A 20,833-nucleotide genomic window follows, 5' to 3' on the forward strand; every position below is an offset into this window, starting at 1 on the left:
TTGAGGTCAATCAGTTTCCGCTTAAAGATTCCATATAAAATTATGGCAATGGAGGTGGTGTATTTCCTCCTAAAAAGGATTTCAACTCTTCTACCTCCTGCAAAGCTTTCCAACCGTCCATTCCAGATTTCCATACCAGGGTTTCCTTATTGATGGTTCGTGCGGCAAACAATGATCGCAATTGTTCATAAGGAACAGGACCTGCTTGGGCCCCATTCAATGCATAGTAATATTGTACAGCTTGGGGCATAGGTGGTGGTACTGCTGGGGCTGGTGCTTGCTGACTCTGCTGCTGCCCTCCCATTTGTGGGGACATCATACCTCCCATTTGTTGTGCGAGCACAAATCCCATTCCCATTCCCATTCCGGCGCCGGCTGTCCCGCCTTCATTAGCAGCAGCCGCTTCAATGGCCTTGGCGGTCTTGAATTTGGTCAATTTGTCCAAGTCCAATTTATCGATACGACTATACTCAAAAATCTCTTTTTTGAGATCTTCGGGCATAGAGACGTTTTCGATATAGAATTTTTCCAACGAAATCCCTACACTGCTGAATTCTGGTTGCATGACCTCCTTACAGGTTTCGGATAGTTCAGAGGTATTGGCAGCGTATAATTCAATGGGCAAATTAGCCTCCCCTACCGTGTCGGTAAATCGGGTAGCGATCAAACTTTTGAGGTGTTCGTTGATTTCAAAGTTGGTGAAGTTGTTGTCTGTACCCACGATATCAACGATAAACTTTCCTGGGTCAGCAATTTTAAAAGCATAGGTTCCAAAAGCTCGAATCTCGACCAGACCAAATCGCTCATCACTTAGTGTGATAGGGTTCTTTGTTCCCCACTTTTCATCAGTAAACAAATGTGTGTTTACAAAATAAACCTCAGCTTTAAATGGTGAATTAAAACCGTATTTCCAACCTTTCAATGTCGCCAAAATAGGTAGATTCTTAGTGGTTAATTCATAGGTGCCTGGGGTAAAGACATCAGCCAGCTGCCCTTCATTGACAAAAACTGCTGCCTGACCTTCCCTGACGATGAGTTGTGCCCCGTTTTTTATTTCGTTTTGGTATCGCTCAAATCTGTGCGCAATCGTATCTTCTGTATAGTCTAGCCACTCTACAATATCAATAAATTCGTGACTTAGCTTTTCCTTGATCTTATCAAATATTCCCATGGGATCAATGTTTTTGGTTCGTGGCAGGAATTTACGATAATAATCCTATTTTGAAATACCCTTTTTGGGTATAAAATTTTTTTGGGTGCGTGAAGGGGTTTCAATGATACCTTTCAGTAATAAATGCTTAAATTTAAACTCATTCACCTAAAGCATATGAAAAAACTACTTGTCCTAATGATTTTAGTTGGGGGTCTAGGATGGGCCCAGCAGCATGAAAACAAAGATGATATCGCCTCCATCAGAAAACAGATCGATCTTTTCTCCAACTTAGTTCTAGAGGGGGATGAAGAAGGTATCAGGGATTGTTATACTGAAGATGCTAAGATTTTTCCTAATAATCAGCAGATTCTTGAAGGAGAAGATATCACCTTATACTGGACCACCACCAAAGATGCCAAAATTGTCGAACATACAATCCGGCCAATAGAAATTAAGATAAATGAGGACTGGGCCTATGATTATGGTACCTATGAAGGTGTCACAGCATTTGCCGACGGCACCAAGTCCAGCTGGAAGGGAAAATATGTGGTGGTTTGGAAGAAAATTGAAGAGCAATGGAAAATGCACCTTGATATTTGGAACCGAATCCAAGATTAGGTTTTTTATCAATTCCTACCTTGTTCACCCGGATATAATTGATGTACCGGGTCGCTCTGCCATATTTCTTTGGTCTGTACACAAAGGGCAGTGAGCGGCCCCTTATACGCAGCTGCGGTGTCAACATTCCAAACATTGGCTGCCTGAACAGGTTGGTGTGTCCCCAGACGGTTGGTAGGGGTGTGACCAATAAAAATTTCTTTGTACAACTTCAAGCGGTTGGGAAACCTAACATCTGCTTGTTCCAGTGACGGATCCAGTGCCAACGCCATTTCCCATAGACTTCGGTCCCAATAAGTCATTTTGGGATAATATTCATAAGCTGGCCCTTTAAGGTTGTGAAAACCAGCATGAAAATAACCATTCCCATCACTTTCGTAATAGTCCAGCAACTCATGGGTAAGGAAATTTAAATGCTCATTGACCTGCAATGAACTGCGATTGGTATAACTACGCAAGGTACTTTTCCCTCCGTGATGTAACCACATTGGATTTGGGCTTTTCTTTTGCAAGTTGTCTACCATCAGTTCATCGTGGTTCCCTCTTAGAAAAACGGGTGGCTCTTGAGAGTCTTGTTGTCGCTTTCGCGAAAGCGAGATCAAAAAATTAACAGTTTCAAAGCTTTCTGACCAACCATCTACATAATCTCCCAGAAAAATGAGTTTGTCCGTAGCTTGAAGGCCAATCCTGTCCAGTAATTGCAGCAATGCTTTGTATCCGCCGTGTATATCTCCAATGACAATAGTTCTCATGAATTGTATTTTACTTTCCGCAATACCCTCAAAGCTTCTTTGTAGGCTTTATAGGTATCCGGAAATTTCTTCAAATCTTCTTTAAAGGCCTTCATTTTTTCAATAGGCTCACCCACATTATTAAATTGACATATCAACATGGTTTCTGGGAGTTGTCTCAAATCCAACAGTTCTCTTTCTCCGAGCACCACACCTTTATTGACTTTGGCAAGCAGAGATAAATTGGTGTTGTAGATGTGGTGAAGGGTCCTGCGGTCAAAATAGGGCGGATTAAACAGGATCTTATTGACAATTTTATAAGTACCATTTGGAAAAAACTGCAAGGTCTGCCTTTCCAATGGATGATAGCGTTGCTGATCGCCTATGCCCAATTCCACAAATTCTAAAATACTGAAACTATCCTCATCATAACTGATCTGGACTTCATCCAGCGCACTATAAAAAAGTCGTACTTGCTCATTGACCATCTCGATGTCAACGCGATAGTAATACTCCTCGTCATTCTTGCGCTTGGTTTTTCCTGACCAACAAATCACAAATTGCTCTTTAAAGACCTTGTACTGGGTTTTAAGCCCATGTTGTCGTTTTTCTAAAAAAGCTACTACACTATCCAAGGTGTGCTCAATGTTGTTACTGGCCTGGCGCTCGAGTTCGCCGACAATACGCGAATTAATATCTTTGATCTCCACATCAAAAACCTTGGGCATGGAGATACTTCCATCCCTAAAAAATACTGAGCCTCCATAATATTTCCAAATATTCTTGCGCAGTGCGGTTAGTCCTTCTTGTGCACGTATGGTAACCAGTCCCACTACTTTATCATCCGGCAAATGCGGAAAAGCAATGTTTTCATAAAGTATGATCGGTGCATTCACCAGATAGGCGTTGATGAGATTTTGGAGTTTTGAATCATCAAAAAAATCTACACCAATAATTTCGTTACTGGCGTCGTCTACACCGATAACAATATAGCTGTTATTCTTAGGGTTGGTATTGGAAAGGGCACAGATATGCTTCAGAAATTTGGCCTTACCTTCCTTATTACTCAGATCAATGCGCAGCTTTTTGTCATAAAAGCTGTTCTCGTCATTATGGGCCAAAAGATTTTTGACCAATAGGCGCTTGTTGATCATCAGTCTAATATAGGGCAGAACATTCATTTGACGTGGTTGAGCAGGCGCTTGTTTTCAACGATTTATTGCCAAACTCAGAAATCCCATTACTTCTTGGGTGTTATATTTGTGGCTATGCAAATTCCGCCAGGCAAGAAAATCTATTTTTCCAGTGATAACCATTTGGGTGCACCTACCCAAGAGGAAAGCAAACCACGCGAGCGCCGCTTCCTCCAATGGTTAGATATGGTCAAGGAAGATGCAGCGGCGATTTTCCTGTTAGGTGATCTGTTTGATTTTTGGTTTGAATATCGGTATGTAGTTCCCAAATACCAGGTTAGAGTATTGGGAAAGTTGGCCGAAATGGCTGATTCGGGTATCCCAATCTATTTTTTTGTAGGCAACCACGACTTATGGATGTTTGGATATTTTGAGGAGGAACTAGGAATTCCAGTATATCACCGACCGCAGAGTTTTGAGTTCAATGGCAAGCGTTTTTTTATCGGCCATGGGGATGGGCTAGGGCCAGGTGACAAGGGTTACAAACGAATGAAGAAAGTCTTTACCAATAAGTTCTTTCAATGGTGCTTTAAATGGATCCATCCAGATCTGGGTGTAGGACTCGCTAGGTATTTTTCGGTAAAAAACAAATTGATTTCTGGAGAAGAAGATGCTAAATTCCTGGGAGCCGAAAATGAATGGCTCGCACAATATGCCAAGCGTAAGCTGGAGACCGAGCATTTTGACTATTTTGTTTTCGGACATCGTCATCTTCCTATGCAATTACCAGTGGGTGAAGACTCCGTCTATTTTAATCTGGGTGATTGGATTACCCAATATCAATACGGTGTTTTCGATGGCTCAACCATGGAATTGAAAAAATTTACTCCATAAACGGTAATCGGTACATAATCAAAAGCTTATAAACAACTGATTTTTTTGCATTTCATCTATTTTGTGTTTATGTAATACTATTTTATCAGGCAAAAGGCTCTACTTTAATCATATATACTGTGAAGATTTTAACATGATACCAGCCTTTTCAAAACGCATCGCAGATCAAATGGACATCATCGTCCAGGCGCCAGTAGCGATTGCATTCTTGGACAACAACATGAGGTATGTTGCCCATTCTGCCAAATGGTGTTCAGATTATCAACTGACCTACAAGGACCTAAAAGGCATGCATCACTATAAGGTTTTTCCTGAAATTGTGGATGAATGGAAGATGGTTCATGAGCGTGTATTAAAAGGGATGGAAGACTCCTGCGATCAAGAGTTATTTATAAGAAAGGACGGGCGTAAACAATGGATTAAATGGAGTACAAAACCGTGGCATGATTATGACGGTAATATTGCAGGATTGGTCATTGTCTCCGAGGATATCACCGATTTTATCGAGCAGAAAGAGCGGGACCAGCGCAACTACGATTTATTATTCAAGGCTTGCAACGAAGTCAATATAGGAACCTGGGAATACAGTAACATCACTGGTGATCTTTATTGGTCAGAGGCTACTAAGAACATTCATGAAGTGGACCCGGATTATGAACCCAAAGCAGATACTGCGCTCGAGTTTTACAAGGAAGGTAAATACCGTAGCATGATTACCGAGGCTTTTATCCAGGGGCTGACCAAAGGTGTTCCTTATGACCTGGAATTAAAATTAATTACCGCAAAAAACAATTTGGTATGGGTAAGGGCGAGAGGTATCAGTGAGCATTCTAATGGCACCTGTATCAGAATGTTCGGTACCTTTGAAGATATTACCAATAAAAAACTACTAGACTTGTAAACGGTAGTGGTATTCGTAACACCAAAAGCTTGATATACAAGAAAATAGGCTTTGGGAAATAGATGGAAAACATTAGTTTACTGGAATTATTCCAGCACCAAAGTATGTCATCATGCAAGGCATCCCTAAATTGCTTATCCAACCACACAAAATCTTTGAGACCAATGAAAAGCATTGGAGATAAGCTCAAAGACTCAAGGCTGGCGATGTATAAGAATTATACGCCTGACAATTGGAATTGGTAACGGTATTCAAATGCCTGTGCCGTTAACAACGGAGTGATCTGTACAGAGCTGCCAGCCAACTAAGCTTCGCAGATATGGTGGTGGTTTCAGCGTTACGAATGAGGAAGGAGGTCCCTTAACTTCAATTGTAGACTAGTTACTCCCTGCCATTCATTGGTATCAATAGAATAAGCGATGTCAAAAGCTTGTTTGCCTGTAGTCAAATCGCACTTGCCACCAAGATTAAACCCGATGGCGTCAAAGGCTATCTTTGAGTTGATCTTACTCGTTACCCTTAATTTGAGATGCGCATCCTGATCTCCCACACAACGGCCACTCCCAGTATCAACCAAATTTTCAGTCATAAATACCGGAGTCATATTTCCAGGTCCGAATGGGGCCATTTGCTGCAAAATGCGAAAGAATTTCGGGCTGATATTTTCCAATGGTAATCGACTGTCAATATTTAGTTCCTGAATGCGGTGACGCTGTTCCATCGTAGCGCAAACCACTTCTTCAAACCTTTGTTTAAAAGCCTCATAATGTTCAGGCAGCAGCGTGAGTCCAGCTGCATATTTATGCCCGCCAAATTGCTCTATGAATTCGCTACACTGTTCCAAGGCCTGATAAACATCAAACCCCTTTACACTCCTGGCGCTAGCCGCCAGATAATCACCACTTTTGGTAAACACCAAGGTAGGCCGGTAATAGGTTTCAATTAGTCTAGAGGCAACAATCCCAATTACTCCTTTGTGCCAGTCTTTGTGGTAAACAACACTGGTATGCCGTTTTTGCTCCTCATTCTCCTCGATCTGTTGTAGCGCTTGCAGCGTGATGTTCCGGTCCAGGTCCTTTCTGTCTATATTATAATTTTCAATTTCGGCAGCAAATTTACGGGCAGTTTCCGGGTCATTTTGGGTAAGTAATTCTACCGCATGAAGCCCGTGTTTCATACGGCCTGCCGCATTTATCCTAGGGGCGATGACAAAAACCACATCAGTAATTGTCAAAGAAGTTTTGTTCAAATTGGAAATCAATGCCTCAATTCCCGGTCGCGGGCAGGTATTGATCACATTCAACCCGTGATAGGCTAATATTCTGTTCTCACCGGTAATCGGTACAATATCGGCGGCAATTGCTGTAGCCACCAGATCCAAATATGGGATAAGCATCTCAAATTCCCAATCGTTGGTCAAGGCAATCGCTTGACAAAGCTTAAAGCCCACGCCACATCCACAAAGTTCCTTAAACGGATAGGAGCAGTCAGCGCGTTTTGGGTCGAGCACAGCCACTGCTTTGGGTAAAACCTTGCCTGGACGGTGATGATCACAGATGATAAAATCGATTCCTTTTTCTGCGGCATACGCCACTTTATCCACCGCCTTAATACCACAATCGAGTGCGATAATCAGGCTACATTGGTTATCTGCAGCATAATCAATTCCCTGTATACTGACCCCATAACCTTCCGTATACCGATCTGGAATATAGGTGGCTACTCTATCGTAAAAGCTATGTAAAAACGTAGCCATAAGCGCAACACTGGTAGTGCCGTCTACATCGTAATCACCATAAATCAGAATGTTTTCATTATTGCCGATGGCTTGCTGGACACGTTGAACAGCAGCCTCCATATCTTGCATTAGAAACGGGTCATGCAATTCATCCAAATTGGGTCTAAAGAAGGATCTCGCTTTCGCGAAAGTGTCAATTCCACGCTGCACGAGCAGACCTGCTAAAAACCCATCAATCCCTAGCTCTTGGGCCAATTGATCGCGTTGTTGAGAATCTGGTGGTGGTTGTAGGGTCCAGCGCATGGGGTAAAGATAAGAGATGGCTGCTGTATTAAAAACCTAAAAATGAAAGTCCAGGACCCGCCAATAATTGTGATATTAAATCAGTAGATTTAGGCGAATAATCAAATGATTTCGATATGCCTTTAGTAACTCCTTTGGACCCTAGCCACGACCCAGAAACAGCTGAACTAGCCAAGTTCTTCAATGAGACCTTGGGTTTTTGCCCCAATTCAGTGCTGACCATGCAGCGTCGTCCTGCCATCTCAAAGGCCTTTATCAACCTGAACAAAGCCGTTATGGCCAATGAAGGAAGAGTGACCAGTGCATTGAAACGCATGATAGCCTGGGTATCGAGTAATGCGACCGGTTGTAGGTATTGTCAGGCACATGCTATTCGGGCGGCAGAACGCTATGGCGCAGAACAGGAACAGTTAGATAATATTTGGGAATATCGTACCCATCCAGCATTTAATAATGCCGAACGGGCAGCGCTTGATTTTTCTCTAGCCGCTAGCCAGGTTCCCAATGCCGTCGATGCTGATATTCAAGAACGTTTACACGAGCATTGGAATGAAGGGGAAATCGTAGAGATGTTGGGAGTGATCTCGCTTTTTGGCTACCTCAACCGTTGGAACGACTCTATGGGCACCATCTTGGAACAAGACGCCATAGATAGCGGAAATCAATATTTGGGAAAACACGGTTTTGAAGTTGGCAAGCACCAATGATGGTCAAGGCTTAACAAATTTGAGTAGCATGTCCTTGCCCCCTTTCTCGTATTCGATAAACATGACCATATTAGATTCATAGGCAATACCTACAAATGAACTTGTAACGGCCAAATAGCAGCCCGCGTTACTTTTTTTCAGCATCCCAATTAATTGATCCCCTTGAAATACGGTGTACCCTTTCATCGAAGCAATTAATGAATAAGTTCCATCGGTTGACACCAAGTCTTTGGCGATCAGTGACGCTTGTTCTTGCATCGACTTCTCCAAGGCCAATTTTTCAGCAGACTCTTGCTCGGTAGTCATTTCCATTTCTTGAACCGATTCAGATAGATTCTCCATTGGCTCCATTTGATCTGGAGAAACATCTACCGCAGAAATTGACTCTTCATTTATCTGGTATTCATAATCAATATCATCCAAAGAAGTCATGGCTTCACGCAAAGCAGCAAAGTAGGCTTTTTGATAATCCTTTATTTTACTATAACCTTCTTTAGAAGTAAATACAAGGTTTCCATTACAATCGCTTAAAGTAAAAATTAGCTTGATACCGATAAACCCTGATTTTTGTAAATCCATTTTGAGCAGTTGACACCCATTGGTGGCTTGGAGGTTTGAAAGCGGAGTATCAGACGCTAAAAATGCCTCGAAACCTCGTTTTTCCAATTCAAATACAGCAAGGTCATTCAATTGAAATTGATTGGAATGCTTTTGAAATTCATATTGATCATCAACCAGAACATATTTATAATTATTTAAAGAATCATCTTGCCCATTCACATAAAGTTGGAACAAACAACAAACTACTAGCATTAGCTTTTTCATTATCTCAGTTTTAAAAGGTCGTATTCAGCATCTAAGATACAATGGATAAGATCTAAAATGTATACCCGGGTATTTTTATGAATTACTCCGCAAATTGAATGCTTACCAAAGCAAGTACTTCCCAAAATTTGTGAATCTCTAGTATTACAGTCGTTAGACTTGCAGGATGTTGGCGAATTTATTTGTTGAAAGTCATACCTTTGGATTGCCCGCAGGGTATTTATAAGCCATTCAAACCAATTATATGAAAAAATCAGCGCTCCTTAAGCAGTACTTTGGGTACGACAGCTTCAGACCCTTACAGGAAAATATTATAGATAAACTTATCGCAGGCGATGATCTGATGGTGGTCATGCCTACAGGTGGAGGGAAATCCATGTGCTACCAACTTCCCTCTATTATGCTAGAAGGAATAACTTTAGTAATTTCTCCATTAATCGCCCTGATGAAGGATCAAGTTGATGCATTGAGGGCCAATGGTATAGGGGCAGCCTATTTCAACAGCTCACAAGAAACCCATGAGCAACAAGAATTATTCGAGCAATTGGCGTCAGACGATTTGGATTTGCTGTATGTGGCTCCAGAAAGTATTGGATTGCTGGATCATCAACTGAAATCGGCCAAAATTTCTTTAATAGCTATCGATGAGGCCCACTGTATTTCTACTTGGGGCCATGATTTTAGACCCGCTTACACACAACTATCCTATCTTAAAAAAACGTATCCTGATACTCCTTTGGTCGCCCTTACCGCCACAGCTGATAGAGCAACGCGGATGGACATTAAAAAGCAGTTGGGTATCATAAATGCTCCAGAATACGTAGCCTCTTTTGACCGACCTAATCTCAGGTTAGAGGTACGTCCTGGAACCAACAGAATCCAGCAAATCACAACATTCTTGAGGTCATTCTCTAATGATGCTGGAATCATATATTGCCTCAGTCGAAAAACTTGTGAAGGACTGGCCAGCAAACTTACTGCCAGCGGCTATAATACTGCCGCCTATCATGCTGGGCTTTCATTTGAAGAACGTTCTCAGGTTCAAGAAGATTTTATCAAAGATGAGGTGAAGATTGTATGCGCAACTATTGCCTTTGGTATGGGGATAGACAAGTCCAACGTGCGTTTTGTGATTCACTATAACATGCCTAAAAACATTGAGGGTTATTACCAAGAAATTGGTCGTGCTGGAAGGGACGGGATAGATGCTCATGCATTGTTATTTCACAGCTATGCAGACGTGATTCAACTGAGGCGGTTTGCAGAGGGCAGTGGGAACACTAAGGTACAACTGGCCAAACTTGAGCGCATGAAACAATTTGCGGAAGCCTTGACCTGCCGCAGGCGTATGTTGTTGTCTTACTTTAATGAGTACCAAGACAAAGATTGCGGTAACTGTGATGTATGTTTGAATCCTCCTGACTTTTTCAACGCGACAATCCCAGCACAAAAAGCGTTGAGCGTGGTGGTCCGTGCCCAGGAGCAGGCCTCCATGAACCTGGTAATTGATTTATTGCGAGGTGCACAGAACAGTACGGTGTTGGAAAGTGGTTTGCAATCAATTAAAACCTTTGGAGCTGGAAAAGATATTTCTTGGAACAATTGGCAGCAATATCTCGTTCAAATGATAAATATAGGCTTGTTGGAAATTGCCTTTCATGAGCAAAATCATCTTAAAATTACGCCCCAAGGCAAAGCAGTATTATTTAATGGACGGCAGGTAGAACTGGCCGTTGTTCCTAAGAAGGACGATCAGTTGGTTAAAAAACAACGGACTTCACAAGATCTGCCTGTAGAAGTCAACCGTCAACTCTTCCAAGACCTTAAGGATATACGTACGCAATTGGCTAAAGCAAAGCAATTGGCCCCCTACATGATTTTTAGTGATGCAAGTCTAAAGGATATGGCTGCCAGAATTCCTCTGGATGACAATGAATTTGCAGATATCAATGGGGTCGGAACCCATAAACACGATACTTACGGTCAAGAATTTTTGGCTCTATTAAAGCAGCATAAAGAATTACGAAGTACAGCATTTGTGTACAGGGACCAACGACCCAAAAAAAAATCAGCGGCATCCTCTGGTAAAAAGAAAAGTAAAAGTGACACGGTAGCCACTACTGCCGCTCTCTTTTGGAAGGACATGGATGTAAATGAAATTGCGGTGCACCGCAAGTTGGCAACAACTACCATCATCTCTCATTTGGTCAAACGGTATGAAAGTCATGCAGATGTTGATTTATCTCGTTTAGTGGACGCCGATATTCTCAATCGAATCCTCAAAGCATACCCTCATATCAGAGACAAAGAAAGTTTGAAGTCTGTATTTGAATATTTTGAAGGAAAAATCGATTATGACAGTCTGCGCATCGGACTTACTTGGGCCAAGAATCAATCAGTGGTATCCAATTGATTTGGACAAACTCGCCTTCTACATATTGCAAGAACTAGATTTAAAGAGCCAGAGACATTCTGCATGGAATGAAAAACATCCATACAGGAACCCAGCTATCAAAAACCGCTATCGACCCAGTACTGGTTGTTCGACCCAATTGAACTTTTTCACTTCTTGTGGAATCTTGACCCGTTGTGCTACACGTTCCATACGCGCAGGCAACTTCATCAAATAATCCCTTGCTTTTTCTGCTTCTTCATTCAGCTGGGTGAGGGACGAAATATCCCATTGGTCAATCAGCTTTTGTAAAATATCAATATAATCCTGGGCAGTATAAACTCCTAGTCGTTGGGCACTATTGGAGAAATCCTCAAATGCCTGGCCAATACTTTGGCCACTTTCCCTAACAAACATGGCGGGCATGACAATTTTGTGAACCATCATTTCTTTAAAAGCGACCATCATATTGTTGGGGTCTATCTTAAAGATTTCTTCAACGAAAGTACTGTAAGCTTTATGGTGACGCATTTCATCACCAGAAATAATCCTACACATCTTTGAGAGCGCGGTATTACCGTACTGTCTAGCAAGTTTTGCAACACGATTGTGCGAAATATAGGTTGCTAACTCCTGAAAAGTAGTATAAACAAAGTTCTTGTAAGGATCGCGATCTGTACCAATATCAAACCCATCATTTATGAGATGGTGGGTAGTGATCTCAACCTCGCGCATATTCACACGACCAGAAAGGTAAAGATATTTGTTAAGTACATCGCCGTGACGGTTTTCCTCACCAGTCCATTGACGCACCCATTTTGACCATGCATTTCCTTTTCCTTCCATTTGGTTAATCCCCTCTACATCCATCAGCCATGACTCATAGGTAGGCAGTGCTTCTTCTGTAATGGTATCACCCACCAGAGTCACCCAAAAATCATAAGGGAGATCCTTGGCGAGTTCACGCAATTCTTTGACTTCTTCAAAGAAGCTGTCTTCCTGCGAATTGGGAAGAAAATCAGTGGGTTGCCAGATGTCATCAGCAGGAATCAGGAATTGGTCCATGAAGGACTCTACCTTGGATTCCAGGGTCTGCATGACCTCAATTCGTTTATTTTTCAGGGGTTGAATCATCAGTAAATTCTTATACTGTAAAGGTAGTCGTTTATTTTGGGTTGCGCTTTCGCGAAAGCGAAAGTTTTACATACCGAAAAATGAACTGAAATGACGTCTACAACTGTATCCAGTTATAGCACAGTGTTTTTAACACTCGAATGTACGATGGTTTGAGCTTGTTGTATCACCTCCATCGGGTCCCTGTCTATAATGGGTATGGGCTCATGAATGGTCAGGTGAATATTATTACCTATGCCATAGGGAAACTTACCATAACGATCAATCTTCCAACTGTTATTTATGGTGATTGGAACTACAACTGCTTCTGGTATATATTTGAATAACGTCAATAATCCCCTGGCTTTGAATTCCTTAGGAACTCCAGTTCTACTTCGGCTGCCTTCAGCAAAAATCACTGCACTACGCTTTTTGGCCTGAACATTTTTTGCAAAAGCCATCAGGGCGCTCACCGCTTGTCTGGAATCCCGGCGGTCAATAGCGCAATTTTCTCCAATTCTTAAATTCAGGGAGATACTGGGCAAGCCTTTGGCTAGTTCCTTTTTAGCGATGAATTTGGCGTGGTATTTCCTCAAATGCCAAATCAGTGGCGGTATGTCAAACATGCTTTGATGGTTACTCACAAAAATGTAGGAAGGTCCTACTGGCAATTCTTGCTTAAAGGTCACGCTGAACCAGTTAAACAATGGCAATTGCGACTGCATCAAACACCAATTAAGAATATTCACACTACGCCTATGGGGTTCATAACCACCCAATCTGTGACAGAGTAGCTGAATTGGATGAAAAACCAACAACAGCCCAAAAAAGACAACAAAATGAATAACCGTAAGTGGATAGGCTAAGATCTTTTGCATGCTTCAAAGATATCCCTATGAATTAACAATGCTCGTTATAAGCCTCTTTGAGGTTTTCTGCAATCATTTCAGCGGGACGACCTTCAATGTGATGGCGTTCTAACATGTGTACCAACTCACCATTCTTAAACAATGCCATACTGGGCGAACTAGGTGGGAAAGGTATCATTGCGGAACGTGCAGCATCTACGGCCTCGCGATCTACACCGGCGAAAACAGTAACGATGTGATCTGGTTTTTGGGCATTCTCCAAAGACATCTTGGCACCTGGTCTGGCGTTAGCCGCTGCACAACCACAAACCGAGTTGACCACAATAAGCGTTGTTCCATCTTTTTCCAGGGCATCCTGAACTTCTTTGGCGGTATATAGGTGTTCAAAGCCTGCGGAGCCTAAATCATCACGCATAGGCTGAACCAATTCTGCTGGGTACATAATTTAAATTTTTGACAAAGGTACAGCCTTTCGCTTTCTTCATCAGAAATACCCGGATCATTTTAACCTATCACGACCTAGTTTTTTACAATACATAAGGATCTAACAGCGTTTACCGTTTACAAATGTTTATTACCTTTAAACCAAATGAGTAAAAATATGTCAACCAGGACCTGCCCAGAATGTGGAGAAGAGGTACGCGGCAGGGCCGATAAGAGATATTGCAGTGATTATTGTCGTAATGTAGCCAACAACAAGCTGAACCGGGACAGCAGTGCGCTCATGCGTAACATCAATAATAGATTGAGAAAAAACTGGCGAATCCTCAAGGAAATCAATCCTACAGATAAGACCAAAACCACCAGAAATAAATTGTTGGCCGCTGGATTTGATTTCAATTTTTTCACGAGTATTTATACCACCAAAAAAGGAACAGTTTACTACTTTGTCTATGATCAAGGCTACCTCCCCATGGATGATGACAATTATCTGCTCGTCAAAAGAGATTAAACATATCGATCCAAACACAATGACTCCTACCTCATGAATTTTAACTCTAATAAAAGTGTCCTGCGTTGGATAATGATAGGCTTTGCGGTGGTGATCACATCGCTGATCTTATGGAATACCTATGACTTTTTCCAGAAACTCAAAGAAACGGAGCGCAAGAACATCAGGGAATTTGGTCTGGCAGTGACAGAACTGGCCAATCAATCACTGGATGATCCAGATATAGGAATGCTTGGACTGACCGTGGCCGAAAATACCACCACCGTTCCCATGATCGTAGAAAATTATAAAGGTGAGCTGAAGTCCCGTAATCTTCCCGAAGAAATTGCTCACAACGACGAGGAGTTACAAAGACTGATAAGTATTTACAGTCAGGAAAATGAACCTATAGTTACACAGTTTGAGGGAAAACCGTTTACCACTATTTATTACGGCAACAGCGAAGTGGTAAACAAAATAAAATATTACCCAATGGCTCTGGTGGTCATCATGCTGCTTTTCTTTTCATTGATCTGGTTTTTCTATCGGTCTACAAAAGCTAGCGAACAAAACAAATTATGGGCTGGTATGGCTAAGGAAAGTGCCCACCAGATTGGTACGCCTTTATCCTCTCTGGTGGGCTGGACGCATATTTTGAGGGAAGAAGAGATAGACCCTACCTACATCGAGGAAATGGAAAAGGACATCAATCGGCTAAAAGTTATCACCGACCGATTCTCCAAAATTGGATCCATCCCTACGCTGAAGGAACAGGATATCGTCGCCAAAACAAAGGAAGCAGTTGACTACATTTCCACCCGTAGTTCAAAATTGGTCCAATTTCAGGTGGATCTTCCGGATCAACCTATTATGGTAAGGCTCAATGAACCCCTTTATGCCTGGGTGATTGAGAACCTCATCAAAAATGGAATTGACGCAATGAAAGGTAAAGGACGCATTGAAGTGTTCTTGCGGGCCGAAGTCTTTCAAGTCTTCATCAGCATTACGGATACCGGAAAAGGTATTCCCAAGAACCAGTGGAAACAGGTGTTTACTCCAGGTTTTACGACAAAAAAACGCGGCTGGGGACTGGGACTTTCCTTGGCGAGGCGTATCATTAAAGACTACCATAAAGGTAAAATTAGGGTTGCCGACAGCAAGAAAGATAGAGGCACTACTTTTGAAATCCAATTGAATCGGGTTGATTAATAGACATTTCCCAGAAACATTGAGAAGAAGAGAATCTACTCACCCATCATAAAGGTCTGAATTAATTTGTAGAATAGCAGAAAATCTCCCATCAAACTCTGGGTAATACTACCTTAAATGTGGTGCCCTGACCATAAATAGTTTGCATGCTGATATGGCCATTGAAATTTTCAACGATTTGCTTTACCATGGCTAGACCTAGTCCCATTCCACTTGTTTTGGTGGTAAATTTTGGTTCAAATATTTTATCTTGATGATCGGGATGTATGCCTGTGCCAGTATCTGAAACAGTAATTTGCACCTCATCGTCAGTATGTGTCACCGCCACTTCGATCAGGTTTTTGCGATCGGCGTCAGTAGCCTGAATAGCATTTTTAACCAAATTGGTCACTACCCGAATAAGTTGGGTACGATCAAAAACAACCATCAGCGAGGGGGCATCTTCAGAATATTTGATATTGGATTCATTAAAAATATCCAGCGCCAGTTGAGTTACCATGGGCACATCAGTCTGCTCATTTTTCTGTGCCGGCATGGTCGCATAGGTAGAGAATGCGCTGGCTATATTACTCATGACATCAATTTGTTCAATCAGGCTGTTGGCAAATTCGTTTAATTTATCCTTGGCGTCACTCTGCTCGGGATCAAACCTGCGTTGGAAACTCTGTACGGTAAGACGCATTGGTGTCAGCGGATTCTTAACCTCATGGGCAACCTGCTTGGCCATTTCACGCCAGGCCTGTTCGCGCTCACTCGTGGCCAATTTGACCGCACTTTCCTCCAGCTGTTCCACCATGTTATTATAAGAAGCGACCAGGGTATTTATTTCTTCTGTCCCCTTATGATCTACCTCGATTTTTGTATTCCGTTTAGAAATGTCCAAATACTTCAGATTGTCTGAAATATTGCGAATAGATCTGGTGATATATTTGGAAAGGATATACCCCAAAAACAATGAAAACAAAAACATCAACAAATAAACCCCTGCGAGGCGCTTGAGAAATTCTTCCAGCTCATAATTCATAAAATCGTCATTCTCGATATACGGCAGATTGAGAATGGCAATATTCTTAAATTGGTTGTCAATCAGGTAGGAATAACTGGATCTGTAGCTTTGGTCATCCACCTCAAATTTGACAACATATCGGCCATCTTGAGCATTGGCGAGATGCTGAATGATATCACTGGGAATTTGGCGATGTATACTATCATTTACAAACTGGGCTTTGGAACTTTTGCGCAAGCGGCCCTGAAGATCGTACATATAAATAGGCATACCATGGATGGCACTAATGTCATAAATCTCGTCTTTGAAAATGAATGGAAGGTTGTCTGTAGAAACCTCATAATCTGTTTTCCTTAGTGTATAGGCGATACTTTCCTTGATGGCCTGCTCTTTTCTCAAGAGTCTTTTCTCGTGATAATCCTTGGCTTGTTCCCTGAATTGGTAGATCGACATACCGGCGATCAAAACACTAGCAATGGCGGTAAGCAGCATCATAGAAAAAAAGATGCGGTTCCTCAGACTGTTCCTGTAGAATTTCATGAAGCCAAAAATAGCAATAATCAAGCCAGCCTATCTTTACCTAAATGCTGATAAATTTTAAGCTGCTTTTAATATCGCTTTCGCGAAAGCGTTTTTAACTTACTAAAAAAACTTTCTATGCCAATCAATAATTACTATAACCTAGGAAAAACGGGACTCAAAGTAAGTCGACTGGCCCTGGGCACCATGACATTTGGAAAGGAATGGGGCTGGGGCAATAGCCGGGAAGAATCACAGCAAATCTTTAATCAGTATCTGGATCTGGGTGGGAATTTTATTGATACTGCTGATATGTACACCGGAGGAACCAGTGAGCGCTACATCGGTGAGTTTATGAAGGAGCGTAAGAATCGGGAGGAGATCGTCCTTTCGACCAAATTCACCTTCAACACTGCGGAAGGACATAAAATCAATGCTGGCGGAAATGGACGCAAGAACATCAAACGCAGCGTTGAAGATTCGCTAAGACGATTAAAAACCGACTATATTGATTTATATATAATGCATTGCTGGGATAAGGTCACACCAGTAGAGGAAGTCATGCGTAGTCTGGATGATCTGGTGAGGGAAGGAAAAATTCTTCATGCAGGTCTTTCCAATGTACCGGCTTGGTATGCTTCTAGGGCACAATCTCTAGCCCAGCACAGAGGTTATGAGCCAATTTGTACTTTTCAACTGGAATACTCCTTGATCCAACGGGCCATCGAAAATGAATACATTGACTTGGGACAAATTACAGGAGCTGGTATTATGGCCTGGTCACCCTTGGGTGGCGGACTTCTATCTGGAAAATACAAACCTGGCATTGAGGGCCAAAAGGATGTAGAGGGTAGACTCAAAAAAATTACTGATGATGGCGGTGAGGTCAGTTCCAAAGACAACGAACGCAACTGGGGGATCGTTAAAGCCCTCCATGAAGTCAGCCACCAGATTGATCAACCCATGGCCAGTACAGCGATCAATTGGGTCGCTAATCAGTCCAATGTGGGCAGTGTTATCATTGGAGCGACAAAAATGTCACAATTAGAGAGTAATATGAAAGCATTGGATTTTGAAATTCCGCTACCATTGATGGAAGTACTGAACAAGGCCAGTGATTTTGATAAGGTCTATCCTTACACCTTTTTTCAATCCAATATCCAGCAACGCATTATCAAAGAGGCAGAACTGGCAGACAAACCCGCCCATTACCACAAGCAGCAGCGGGTTTAAGAAAATTTCATATGGAGTATGGTGATTGGTTTCTTGTCATATCCAATCATCAAATAGCTCTACCTTTGTGCCATGGAATTGGACAATTTGGAACCTGGATATTTTGGAATCGGCATCTTAAATGGTAAAACACCTGAAAATCTTGGGGTGCTTTGGCGCACCGCTCAAAATTTAGGTGCTCACTTTATTTTTACCATAGGCCACCGATATGCTAAACAGGCTTGCGATACCCACGATGCCGTCAAAGCAATACCGTATTTTCACTACCGTACCTTTACCGAATTCTACCAGCACATACCCAAAGGCGCGATGCTTGTGGGTGTGGAGTTAGTGGAAGAGGCCCAATTCCTGCATGACTTTGCTCACCCCAGGAACTGTATTTACTTATTGGGTGCCGAGGACCATGGATTAAGCAAAGAAGCCATTGAAAAATCCCATTTGCTAATTAAATTCGACACCCCTAAAAGCCTAAATGTTGCTGTGGCTGGCAGTATTGTCATGTATGATCGCAGTGTTAAAGGCGCTAGTGTATATATCGATGGCGCGCCAAGGTCCAAATGAATCCAAAAAGTTGTGAATGGAGGCCTATCTAAATGTGATTACAATTGCATCCTAAGTTGTTATGCGCCATAAAATAAATTGAGGTCTTAACAATTTGGATACAGGAAAGATCCTACCTTTATCCTATCAACTTAAAAGCTTAGCATTACCATGAAACAAGGAACAGTAAAATTTTTCAACGAGTCCAAGGGCTTTGGGTTTATTGTTGAAGAAGGTACAGAACAAGATTGCTTTGTACACGTCACAGGTCTTATTGACGAGATCAGAGAAGGAGATCGAGTGGAATACGAAGAGAAAGAAGGAAAAAAGGGAATGAACGCCGTCAACGTCAGAGTTCTTGAGTAAACCCTCTTCATTGAACCTAGTGATCCCAGTCCTAAAAGACTGGGATTTTTTATGCGGTATAGTCACAAAAAAGCCGATCCTTAAGGATCGGCTTTTTATTTATTTTCGTCTCGGGATTAATTGATACCCAACTCTGCTTTTACATCAGGAGTAAGATCATATCCATCAGCCATGATGATACCAGTTCCTGTAGTTGAATCTAGTACATAATCAAATCCTTTGGCACGAGCAACCTTAAAGATGGCCTCTCTTACTTCTTTATAAAGTGGCTTTAAAAGATCCTGCCTTTTTTGGGCCATCGCCTTCTGCGATTGCTGATAGTACTCTTCTAGCTTCTTTTGTCCTTCTCCCAATTCAGCCAAAACGCGTTCGTTTTCTTCTTGTGTCTTGTTAGGAGCTGCCTCTTGAGCGTTGGTATACTTGGTCTTTAATTCCTTGTCCATGGCCATTAACTTAGTTTCATAAGTCTTGGCCAGGTTTTTCAATTGCTTGTCAGCCGCAATCGCTTTAGGTAGAGACTCTACCAATTCTTGCGAGGCAACGTGACATATCTTAGTAGGTGTTGCTTGCGCATTAGCCAGGTTAATACCAGCAAATACAAATGCAACTATCGCTAAGAGGGTTTTTACTTGTTTCATTTCTTTTTTTATTATTTTCTTCTTAATTAATTTCTTAAACAGCTGATTTAAAGCGGCTGCAAATATACATAGAACAATGATTAATTACCACCAGAACTACTTCCGTTATTTTGTTCCCGCTCTTCTCGTTTTTTACGAAGTTCTTCTTCTCTTTCTTCTTTGGCAGCTTTTCGTGCCGCGGCTATACTATCTCTCTTACGTTGACGCTCTGCCATCAATTTTTCTCTTCGTTCTTTGTAGGCAGCAGCCTTGGCAGCTCGAATAGAATCTCTGACTCTGATGCGTTCGGCTTTTTCAGCTTCACGCTCGTCAACAATTTCTTGACGTTTTTCCTGACGCTCTTGTAACTCTTCCTCCTTTTCCTCGATCTTTTCCCGGTCTGCAACAGAAATAAAAGCCCCTTCACGCTCTTTTTCTATTTGCTCCGTCCTGCTCAATTCCTTCTTTTGAGCTTCCTTTTTCTTGCCAGTGCGACCTATAGCTTTAAGAATCACATCACTAATGTCGTGTCTGTCTTCACTATATAACATGGCCAGATCTGAGCTATCGACTATGTAGTCATATTTTTTTTGCTGCCCGATCTTTTGCACTTCATTAAAGACCTGGTCTTGGACCGGTTGAATCAATTGTTGTTTTTGCAACACAAAATCACCTTGTGCTCCAAACCTCTTTTGCTGATAATCTGCTAATTCCTGTTGCTTGATGGCGATGTCTTCTTCTTTTTCCTCGATCAATTCTTTGGTCAACAACACGCGCTCATTTTTCAAGGCTGTCTCCATTTGCTCAATCTCGGTATTCATGGCATCTATTTCCTGTTTCCATTTGGACATCTTCTGTTCCAATTGGCGGGATGCCTCTTGATATTCCGGCACGCTTTCAAGGATATATTCCATGTTCACGTAGCCTATACGCGCTCCTCGTTGTTGCGCTTTCGCGAAAGCGAAACCAAGAAGAACAGTTAGTACGAAAATTGAAAACCTATTTTTCATAACCAAAGTGTTTAATTGAAATAAC

General features: G+C 41.9%; 21 protein-coding genes. 10 read left to right on the forward strand and 11 right to left on the reverse strand.

The annotated features are described in order from the left end of the window. Positions 1 to 40: 40 nt before the first annotated feature. The gene (locus tag EGM47_RS01240; RefSeq protein ID WP_124978951.1) at positions 41 to 1,171 is read right to left on the reverse strand and encodes an SPFH domain-containing protein; all 1,131 of its coding nucleotides are present in this window, start codon (positions 1,169 to 1,171) and stop codon (positions 41 to 43) included. A gap of 156 nt (positions 1,172 to 1,327) precedes the next feature. Here EGM47_RS01240 and EGM47_RS01245 point away from each other — a divergent pair, with 156 nt between their 5' ends. After that, the gene (locus tag EGM47_RS01245; protein WP_124978952.1) at positions 1,328 to 1,771 is read left to right on the forward strand and encodes a YybH family protein; all 444 of its coding nucleotides are present in this window, start codon (positions 1,328 to 1,330) and stop codon (positions 1,769 to 1,771) included. Between the two features lie 8 nt (positions 1,772 to 1,779). Here EGM47_RS01245 and EGM47_RS01250 read toward each other — a convergent pair whose 3' ends face one another. Both EGM47_RS01250 and EGM47_RS01255 read right to left on the reverse strand, forming a co-directional pair. Beyond that, positions 1,780 to 2,523, reverse strand: a complete 744-nt coding sequence (locus EGM47_RS01250) for a metallophosphoesterase (RefSeq protein WP_124978953.1) — start codon at positions 2,521 to 2,523, stop codon at positions 1,780 to 1,782. Then, entirely contained in the window at positions 2,520 to 3,656 is a 1,137-nt protein-coding gene (locus EGM47_RS01255) for an ATP-binding protein (RefSeq protein ID WP_124978954.1), read from the reverse strand. The genes EGM47_RS01250 and EGM47_RS01255 overlap by 4 nt, the downstream gene beginning before the upstream one ends. A 114-nt stretch (positions 3,657 to 3,770) precedes the next feature. On the opposite strand from EGM47_RS01255, the gene EGM47_RS01260 reads away from it, so the two are divergent. After that, the gene (locus EGM47_RS01260; protein ID WP_124979648.1) at positions 3,771 to 4,529 is read left to right on the forward strand and encodes a UDP-2,3-diacylglucosamine diphosphatase; all 759 of its coding nucleotides are present in this window, start codon (positions 3,771 to 3,773) and stop codon (positions 4,527 to 4,529) included. A 133-nt stretch (positions 4,530 to 4,662) separates the two neighbouring features. Then, the gene (locus EGM47_RS01265; RefSeq protein ID WP_124978955.1) at positions 4,663 to 5,430 is read left to right on the forward strand and encodes a PAS domain-containing protein; all 768 of its coding nucleotides are present in this window, start codon (positions 4,663 to 4,665) and stop codon (positions 5,428 to 5,430) included. Between the two features lie 337 nt (positions 5,431 to 5,767). On the opposite strand, the gene recJ is transcribed toward EGM47_RS01265, so the two are convergent. Further along, positions 5,768 to 7,471: a single-stranded-DNA-specific exonuclease RecJ gene (recJ, locus tag EGM47_RS01270; protein ID WP_124978956.1), complete on the reverse strand. Its 1,704-nt coding sequence runs from the start codon at positions 7,469 to 7,471 to the stop codon at positions 5,768 to 5,770. Positions 7,472 to 7,587: 116 nt separating this feature from the next. Here recJ and EGM47_RS01275 point away from each other — a divergent pair, with 116 nt between their 5' ends. Then, entirely contained in the window at positions 7,588 to 8,178 is a 591-nt protein-coding gene (locus tag EGM47_RS01275) for a carboxymuconolactone decarboxylase family protein (protein ID WP_124978957.1), read from the forward strand. A 3-nt stretch (positions 8,179 to 8,181) separates the two neighbouring features. Here EGM47_RS01275 and EGM47_RS01280 read toward each other — a convergent pair whose 3' ends face one another. After that, positions 8,182 to 9,003 carry a hypothetical protein gene (locus EGM47_RS01280; protein WP_124978958.1) on the reverse strand — a complete coding sequence of 274 codons (822 nt, stop codon included), beginning with the start codon at positions 9,001 to 9,003 and terminating at the stop codon, positions 8,182 to 8,184. A gap of 244 nt (positions 9,004 to 9,247) precedes the next feature. On the opposite strand from EGM47_RS01280, the gene recQ reads away from it, so the two are divergent. Further along, complete coding sequence (gene recQ / locus EGM47_RS01285; RefSeq protein WP_124978959.1) at positions 9,248 to 11,416, forward strand: DNA helicase RecQ; 2,169 nt, start codon at positions 9,248 to 9,250, stop codon at positions 11,414 to 11,416. Between the two features lie 108 nt (positions 11,417 to 11,524). Here the strand turns inward: recQ and EGM47_RS01290 are convergent, their stop codons facing one another. The 3 genes from EGM47_RS01290 to EGM47_RS01300 all read right to left on the reverse strand — a co-directional run bounded on the left by EGM47_RS01290 (position 11,525) and on the right by EGM47_RS01300 (position 13,819). Continuing rightward, positions 11,525 to 12,529 carry an acyl-ACP desaturase gene (locus EGM47_RS01290; protein ID WP_124978960.1) on the reverse strand — a complete coding sequence of 335 codons (1,005 nt, stop codon included), beginning with the start codon at positions 12,527 to 12,529 and terminating at the stop codon, positions 11,525 to 11,527. 113 nt (positions 12,530 to 12,642) lie between these two features. Next, a complete protein-coding gene (locus EGM47_RS01295; RefSeq protein WP_124978961.1) occupies positions 12,643 to 13,386 on the reverse strand; it encodes a lysophospholipid acyltransferase family protein in 744 nt (247 codons plus the stop codon). A gap of 22 nt (positions 13,387 to 13,408) precedes the next feature. Further along, on the reverse strand, positions 13,409 to 13,819 hold the full coding sequence (locus EGM47_RS01300; RefSeq protein WP_124978962.1) for a BrxA/BrxB family bacilliredoxin: 411 nt from the start codon (positions 13,817 to 13,819) through the stop codon (positions 13,409 to 13,411). A gap of 159 nt (positions 13,820 to 13,978) precedes the next feature. On the opposite strand from EGM47_RS01300, the gene EGM47_RS01305 reads away from it, so the two are divergent. Both EGM47_RS01305 and EGM47_RS01310 read left to right on the forward strand, forming a co-directional pair. Further along, the gene (locus EGM47_RS01305; RefSeq protein ID WP_124979649.1) at positions 13,979 to 14,329 is read left to right on the forward strand and encodes a hypothetical protein; all 351 of its coding nucleotides are present in this window, start codon (positions 13,979 to 13,981) and stop codon (positions 14,327 to 14,329) included. 33 nt (positions 14,330 to 14,362) lie between these two features. Then, on the forward strand, positions 14,363 to 15,517 hold the full coding sequence (locus EGM47_RS01310) for a sensor histidine kinase (protein WP_124978963.1): 1,155 nt from the start codon (positions 14,363 to 14,365) through the stop codon (positions 15,515 to 15,517). Between the two features lie 91 nt (positions 15,518 to 15,608). Here the strand turns inward: EGM47_RS01310 and EGM47_RS01315 are convergent, their stop codons facing one another. Then, complete coding sequence (locus tag EGM47_RS01315; RefSeq protein WP_164510800.1) at positions 15,609 to 17,063, reverse strand: sensor histidine kinase; 1,455 nt, start codon at positions 17,061 to 17,063, stop codon at positions 15,609 to 15,611. Between the two features lie 117 nt (positions 17,064 to 17,180). Here EGM47_RS01315 and EGM47_RS01320 point away from each other — a divergent pair, with 117 nt between their 5' ends. The 3 genes from EGM47_RS01320 (at position 17,181) to EGM47_RS01330 (ending at position 19,181) form a co-directional block, all read left to right on the forward strand. Beyond that, complete coding sequence (locus tag EGM47_RS01320; protein WP_124978964.1) at positions 17,181 to 18,275, forward strand: aldo/keto reductase; 1,095 nt, start codon at positions 17,181 to 17,183, stop codon at positions 18,273 to 18,275. Positions 18,276 to 18,347: 72 nt separating this feature from the next. Next, positions 18,348 to 18,836, forward strand: coding sequence for an RNA methyltransferase (locus EGM47_RS01325; protein ID WP_124978965.1), 489 nt, complete (start codon positions 18,348 to 18,350; stop codon positions 18,834 to 18,836). Positions 18,837 to 18,986: 150 nt separating this feature from the next. Continuing rightward, positions 18,987 to 19,181, forward strand: coding sequence for a cold-shock protein (locus EGM47_RS01330; RefSeq protein ID WP_124978966.1), 195 nt, complete (start codon positions 18,987 to 18,989; stop codon positions 19,179 to 19,181). Between the two features lie 116 nt (positions 19,182 to 19,297). On the opposite strand, the gene EGM47_RS01335 is transcribed toward EGM47_RS01330, so the two are convergent. After that, positions 19,298 to 19,819, reverse strand: a complete 522-nt coding sequence (locus tag EGM47_RS01335; RefSeq protein WP_124978967.1) for an OmpH family outer membrane protein — start codon at positions 19,817 to 19,819, stop codon at positions 19,298 to 19,300. Between the two features lie 80 nt (positions 19,820 to 19,899). After that, positions 19,900 to 20,808, reverse strand: coding sequence for an OmpH family outer membrane protein (locus EGM47_RS01340; RefSeq protein ID WP_124978968.1), 909 nt, complete (start codon positions 20,806 to 20,808; stop codon positions 19,900 to 19,902). Between the last annotated feature and the right edge of the window lie 25 nt (positions 20,809 to 20,833).

It is taken from the genome of Nonlabens xiamenensis (assembly GCF_003865345.1).
In the GTDB taxonomy this organism is placed as follows: Bacteria; Bacteroidota; Bacteroidia; order Flavobacteriales; family Flavobacteriaceae; genus Nonlabens; species Nonlabens xiamenensis.

Coding starts and splice junctions, on each gene's coding strand:
- EGM47_RS01305 (WP_124979649.1), top strand. CDS start 13,979: ATGTCAACCAGGACCTGCCCAGAATGTGGAGAAGAGGTACGCGGCAGG.
- EGM47_RS01330 (WP_124978966.1), top strand. CDS start 18,987: ATGAAACAAGGAACAGTAAAATTTTTCAACGAGTCCAAGGGCTTTGGG.
- recJ (WP_124978956.1), bottom strand. CDS start 7,471: ATGCGCTGGACCCTACAACCACCACCAGATTCTCAACAACGCGATCAA.
- EGM47_RS01260 (WP_124979648.1), top strand. CDS start 3,771: ATGCAAATTCCGCCAGGCAAGAAAATCTATTTTTCCAGTGATAACCAT.
- EGM47_RS01265 (WP_124978955.1), top strand. CDS start 4,663: ATGATACCAGCCTTTTCAAAACGCATCGCAGATCAAATGGACATCATC.
- EGM47_RS01240 (WP_124978951.1), bottom strand. CDS start 1,171: ATGGGAATATTTGATAAGATCAAGGAAAAGCTAAGTCACGAATTTATT.
- EGM47_RS01290 (WP_124978960.1), bottom strand. CDS start 12,529: ATGATTCAACCCCTGAAAAATAAACGAATTGAGGTCATGCAGACCCTG.
- EGM47_RS01300 (WP_124978962.1), bottom strand. CDS start 13,819: ATGTACCCAGCAGAATTGGTTCAGCCTATGCGTGATGATTTAGGCTCC.
- EGM47_RS01255 (WP_124978954.1), bottom strand. CDS start 3,656: ATGATCAACAAGCGCCTATTGGTCAAAAATCTTTTGGCCCATAATGAC.
- EGM47_RS01280 (WP_124978958.1), bottom strand. CDS start 9,003: ATGAAAAAGCTAATGCTAGTAGTTTGTTGTTTGTTCCAACTTTATGTG.
- EGM47_RS01335 (WP_124978967.1), bottom strand. CDS start 19,819: ATGAAACAAGTAAAAACCCTCTTAGCGATAGTTGCATTTGTATTTGCT.
- EGM47_RS01295 (WP_124978961.1), bottom strand. CDS start 13,386: ATGCAAAAGATCTTAGCCTATCCACTTACGGTTATTCATTTTGTTGTC.
- EGM47_RS01245 (WP_124978952.1), top strand. CDS start 1,328: ATGAAAAAACTACTTGTCCTAATGATTTTAGTTGGGGGTCTAGGATGG.
- EGM47_RS01315 (WP_164510800.1), bottom strand. CDS start 17,063: ATGAAATTCTACAGGAACAGTCTGAGGAACCGCATCTTTTTTTCTATG.
- EGM47_RS01250 (WP_124978953.1), bottom strand. CDS start 2,523: ATGAGAACTATTGTCATTGGAGATATACACGGCGGATACAAAGCATTG.
- EGM47_RS01275 (WP_124978957.1), top strand. CDS start 7,588: ATGCCTTTAGTAACTCCTTTGGACCCTAGCCACGACCCAGAAACAGCT.
- recQ (WP_124978959.1), top strand. CDS start 9,248: ATGAAAAAATCAGCGCTCCTTAAGCAGTACTTTGGGTACGACAGCTTC.
- EGM47_RS01310 (WP_124978963.1), top strand. CDS start 14,363: ATGAATTTTAACTCTAATAAAAGTGTCCTGCGTTGGATAATGATAGGC.
- EGM47_RS01325 (WP_124978965.1), top strand. CDS start 18,348: ATGGAATTGGACAATTTGGAACCTGGATATTTTGGAATCGGCATCTTA.
- EGM47_RS01340 (WP_124978968.1), bottom strand. CDS start 20,808: ATGAAAAATAGGTTTTCAATTTTCGTACTAACTGTTCTTCTTGGTTTC.
- EGM47_RS01320 (WP_124978964.1), top strand. CDS start 17,181: ATGCCAATCAATAATTACTATAACCTAGGAAAAACGGGACTCAAAGTA.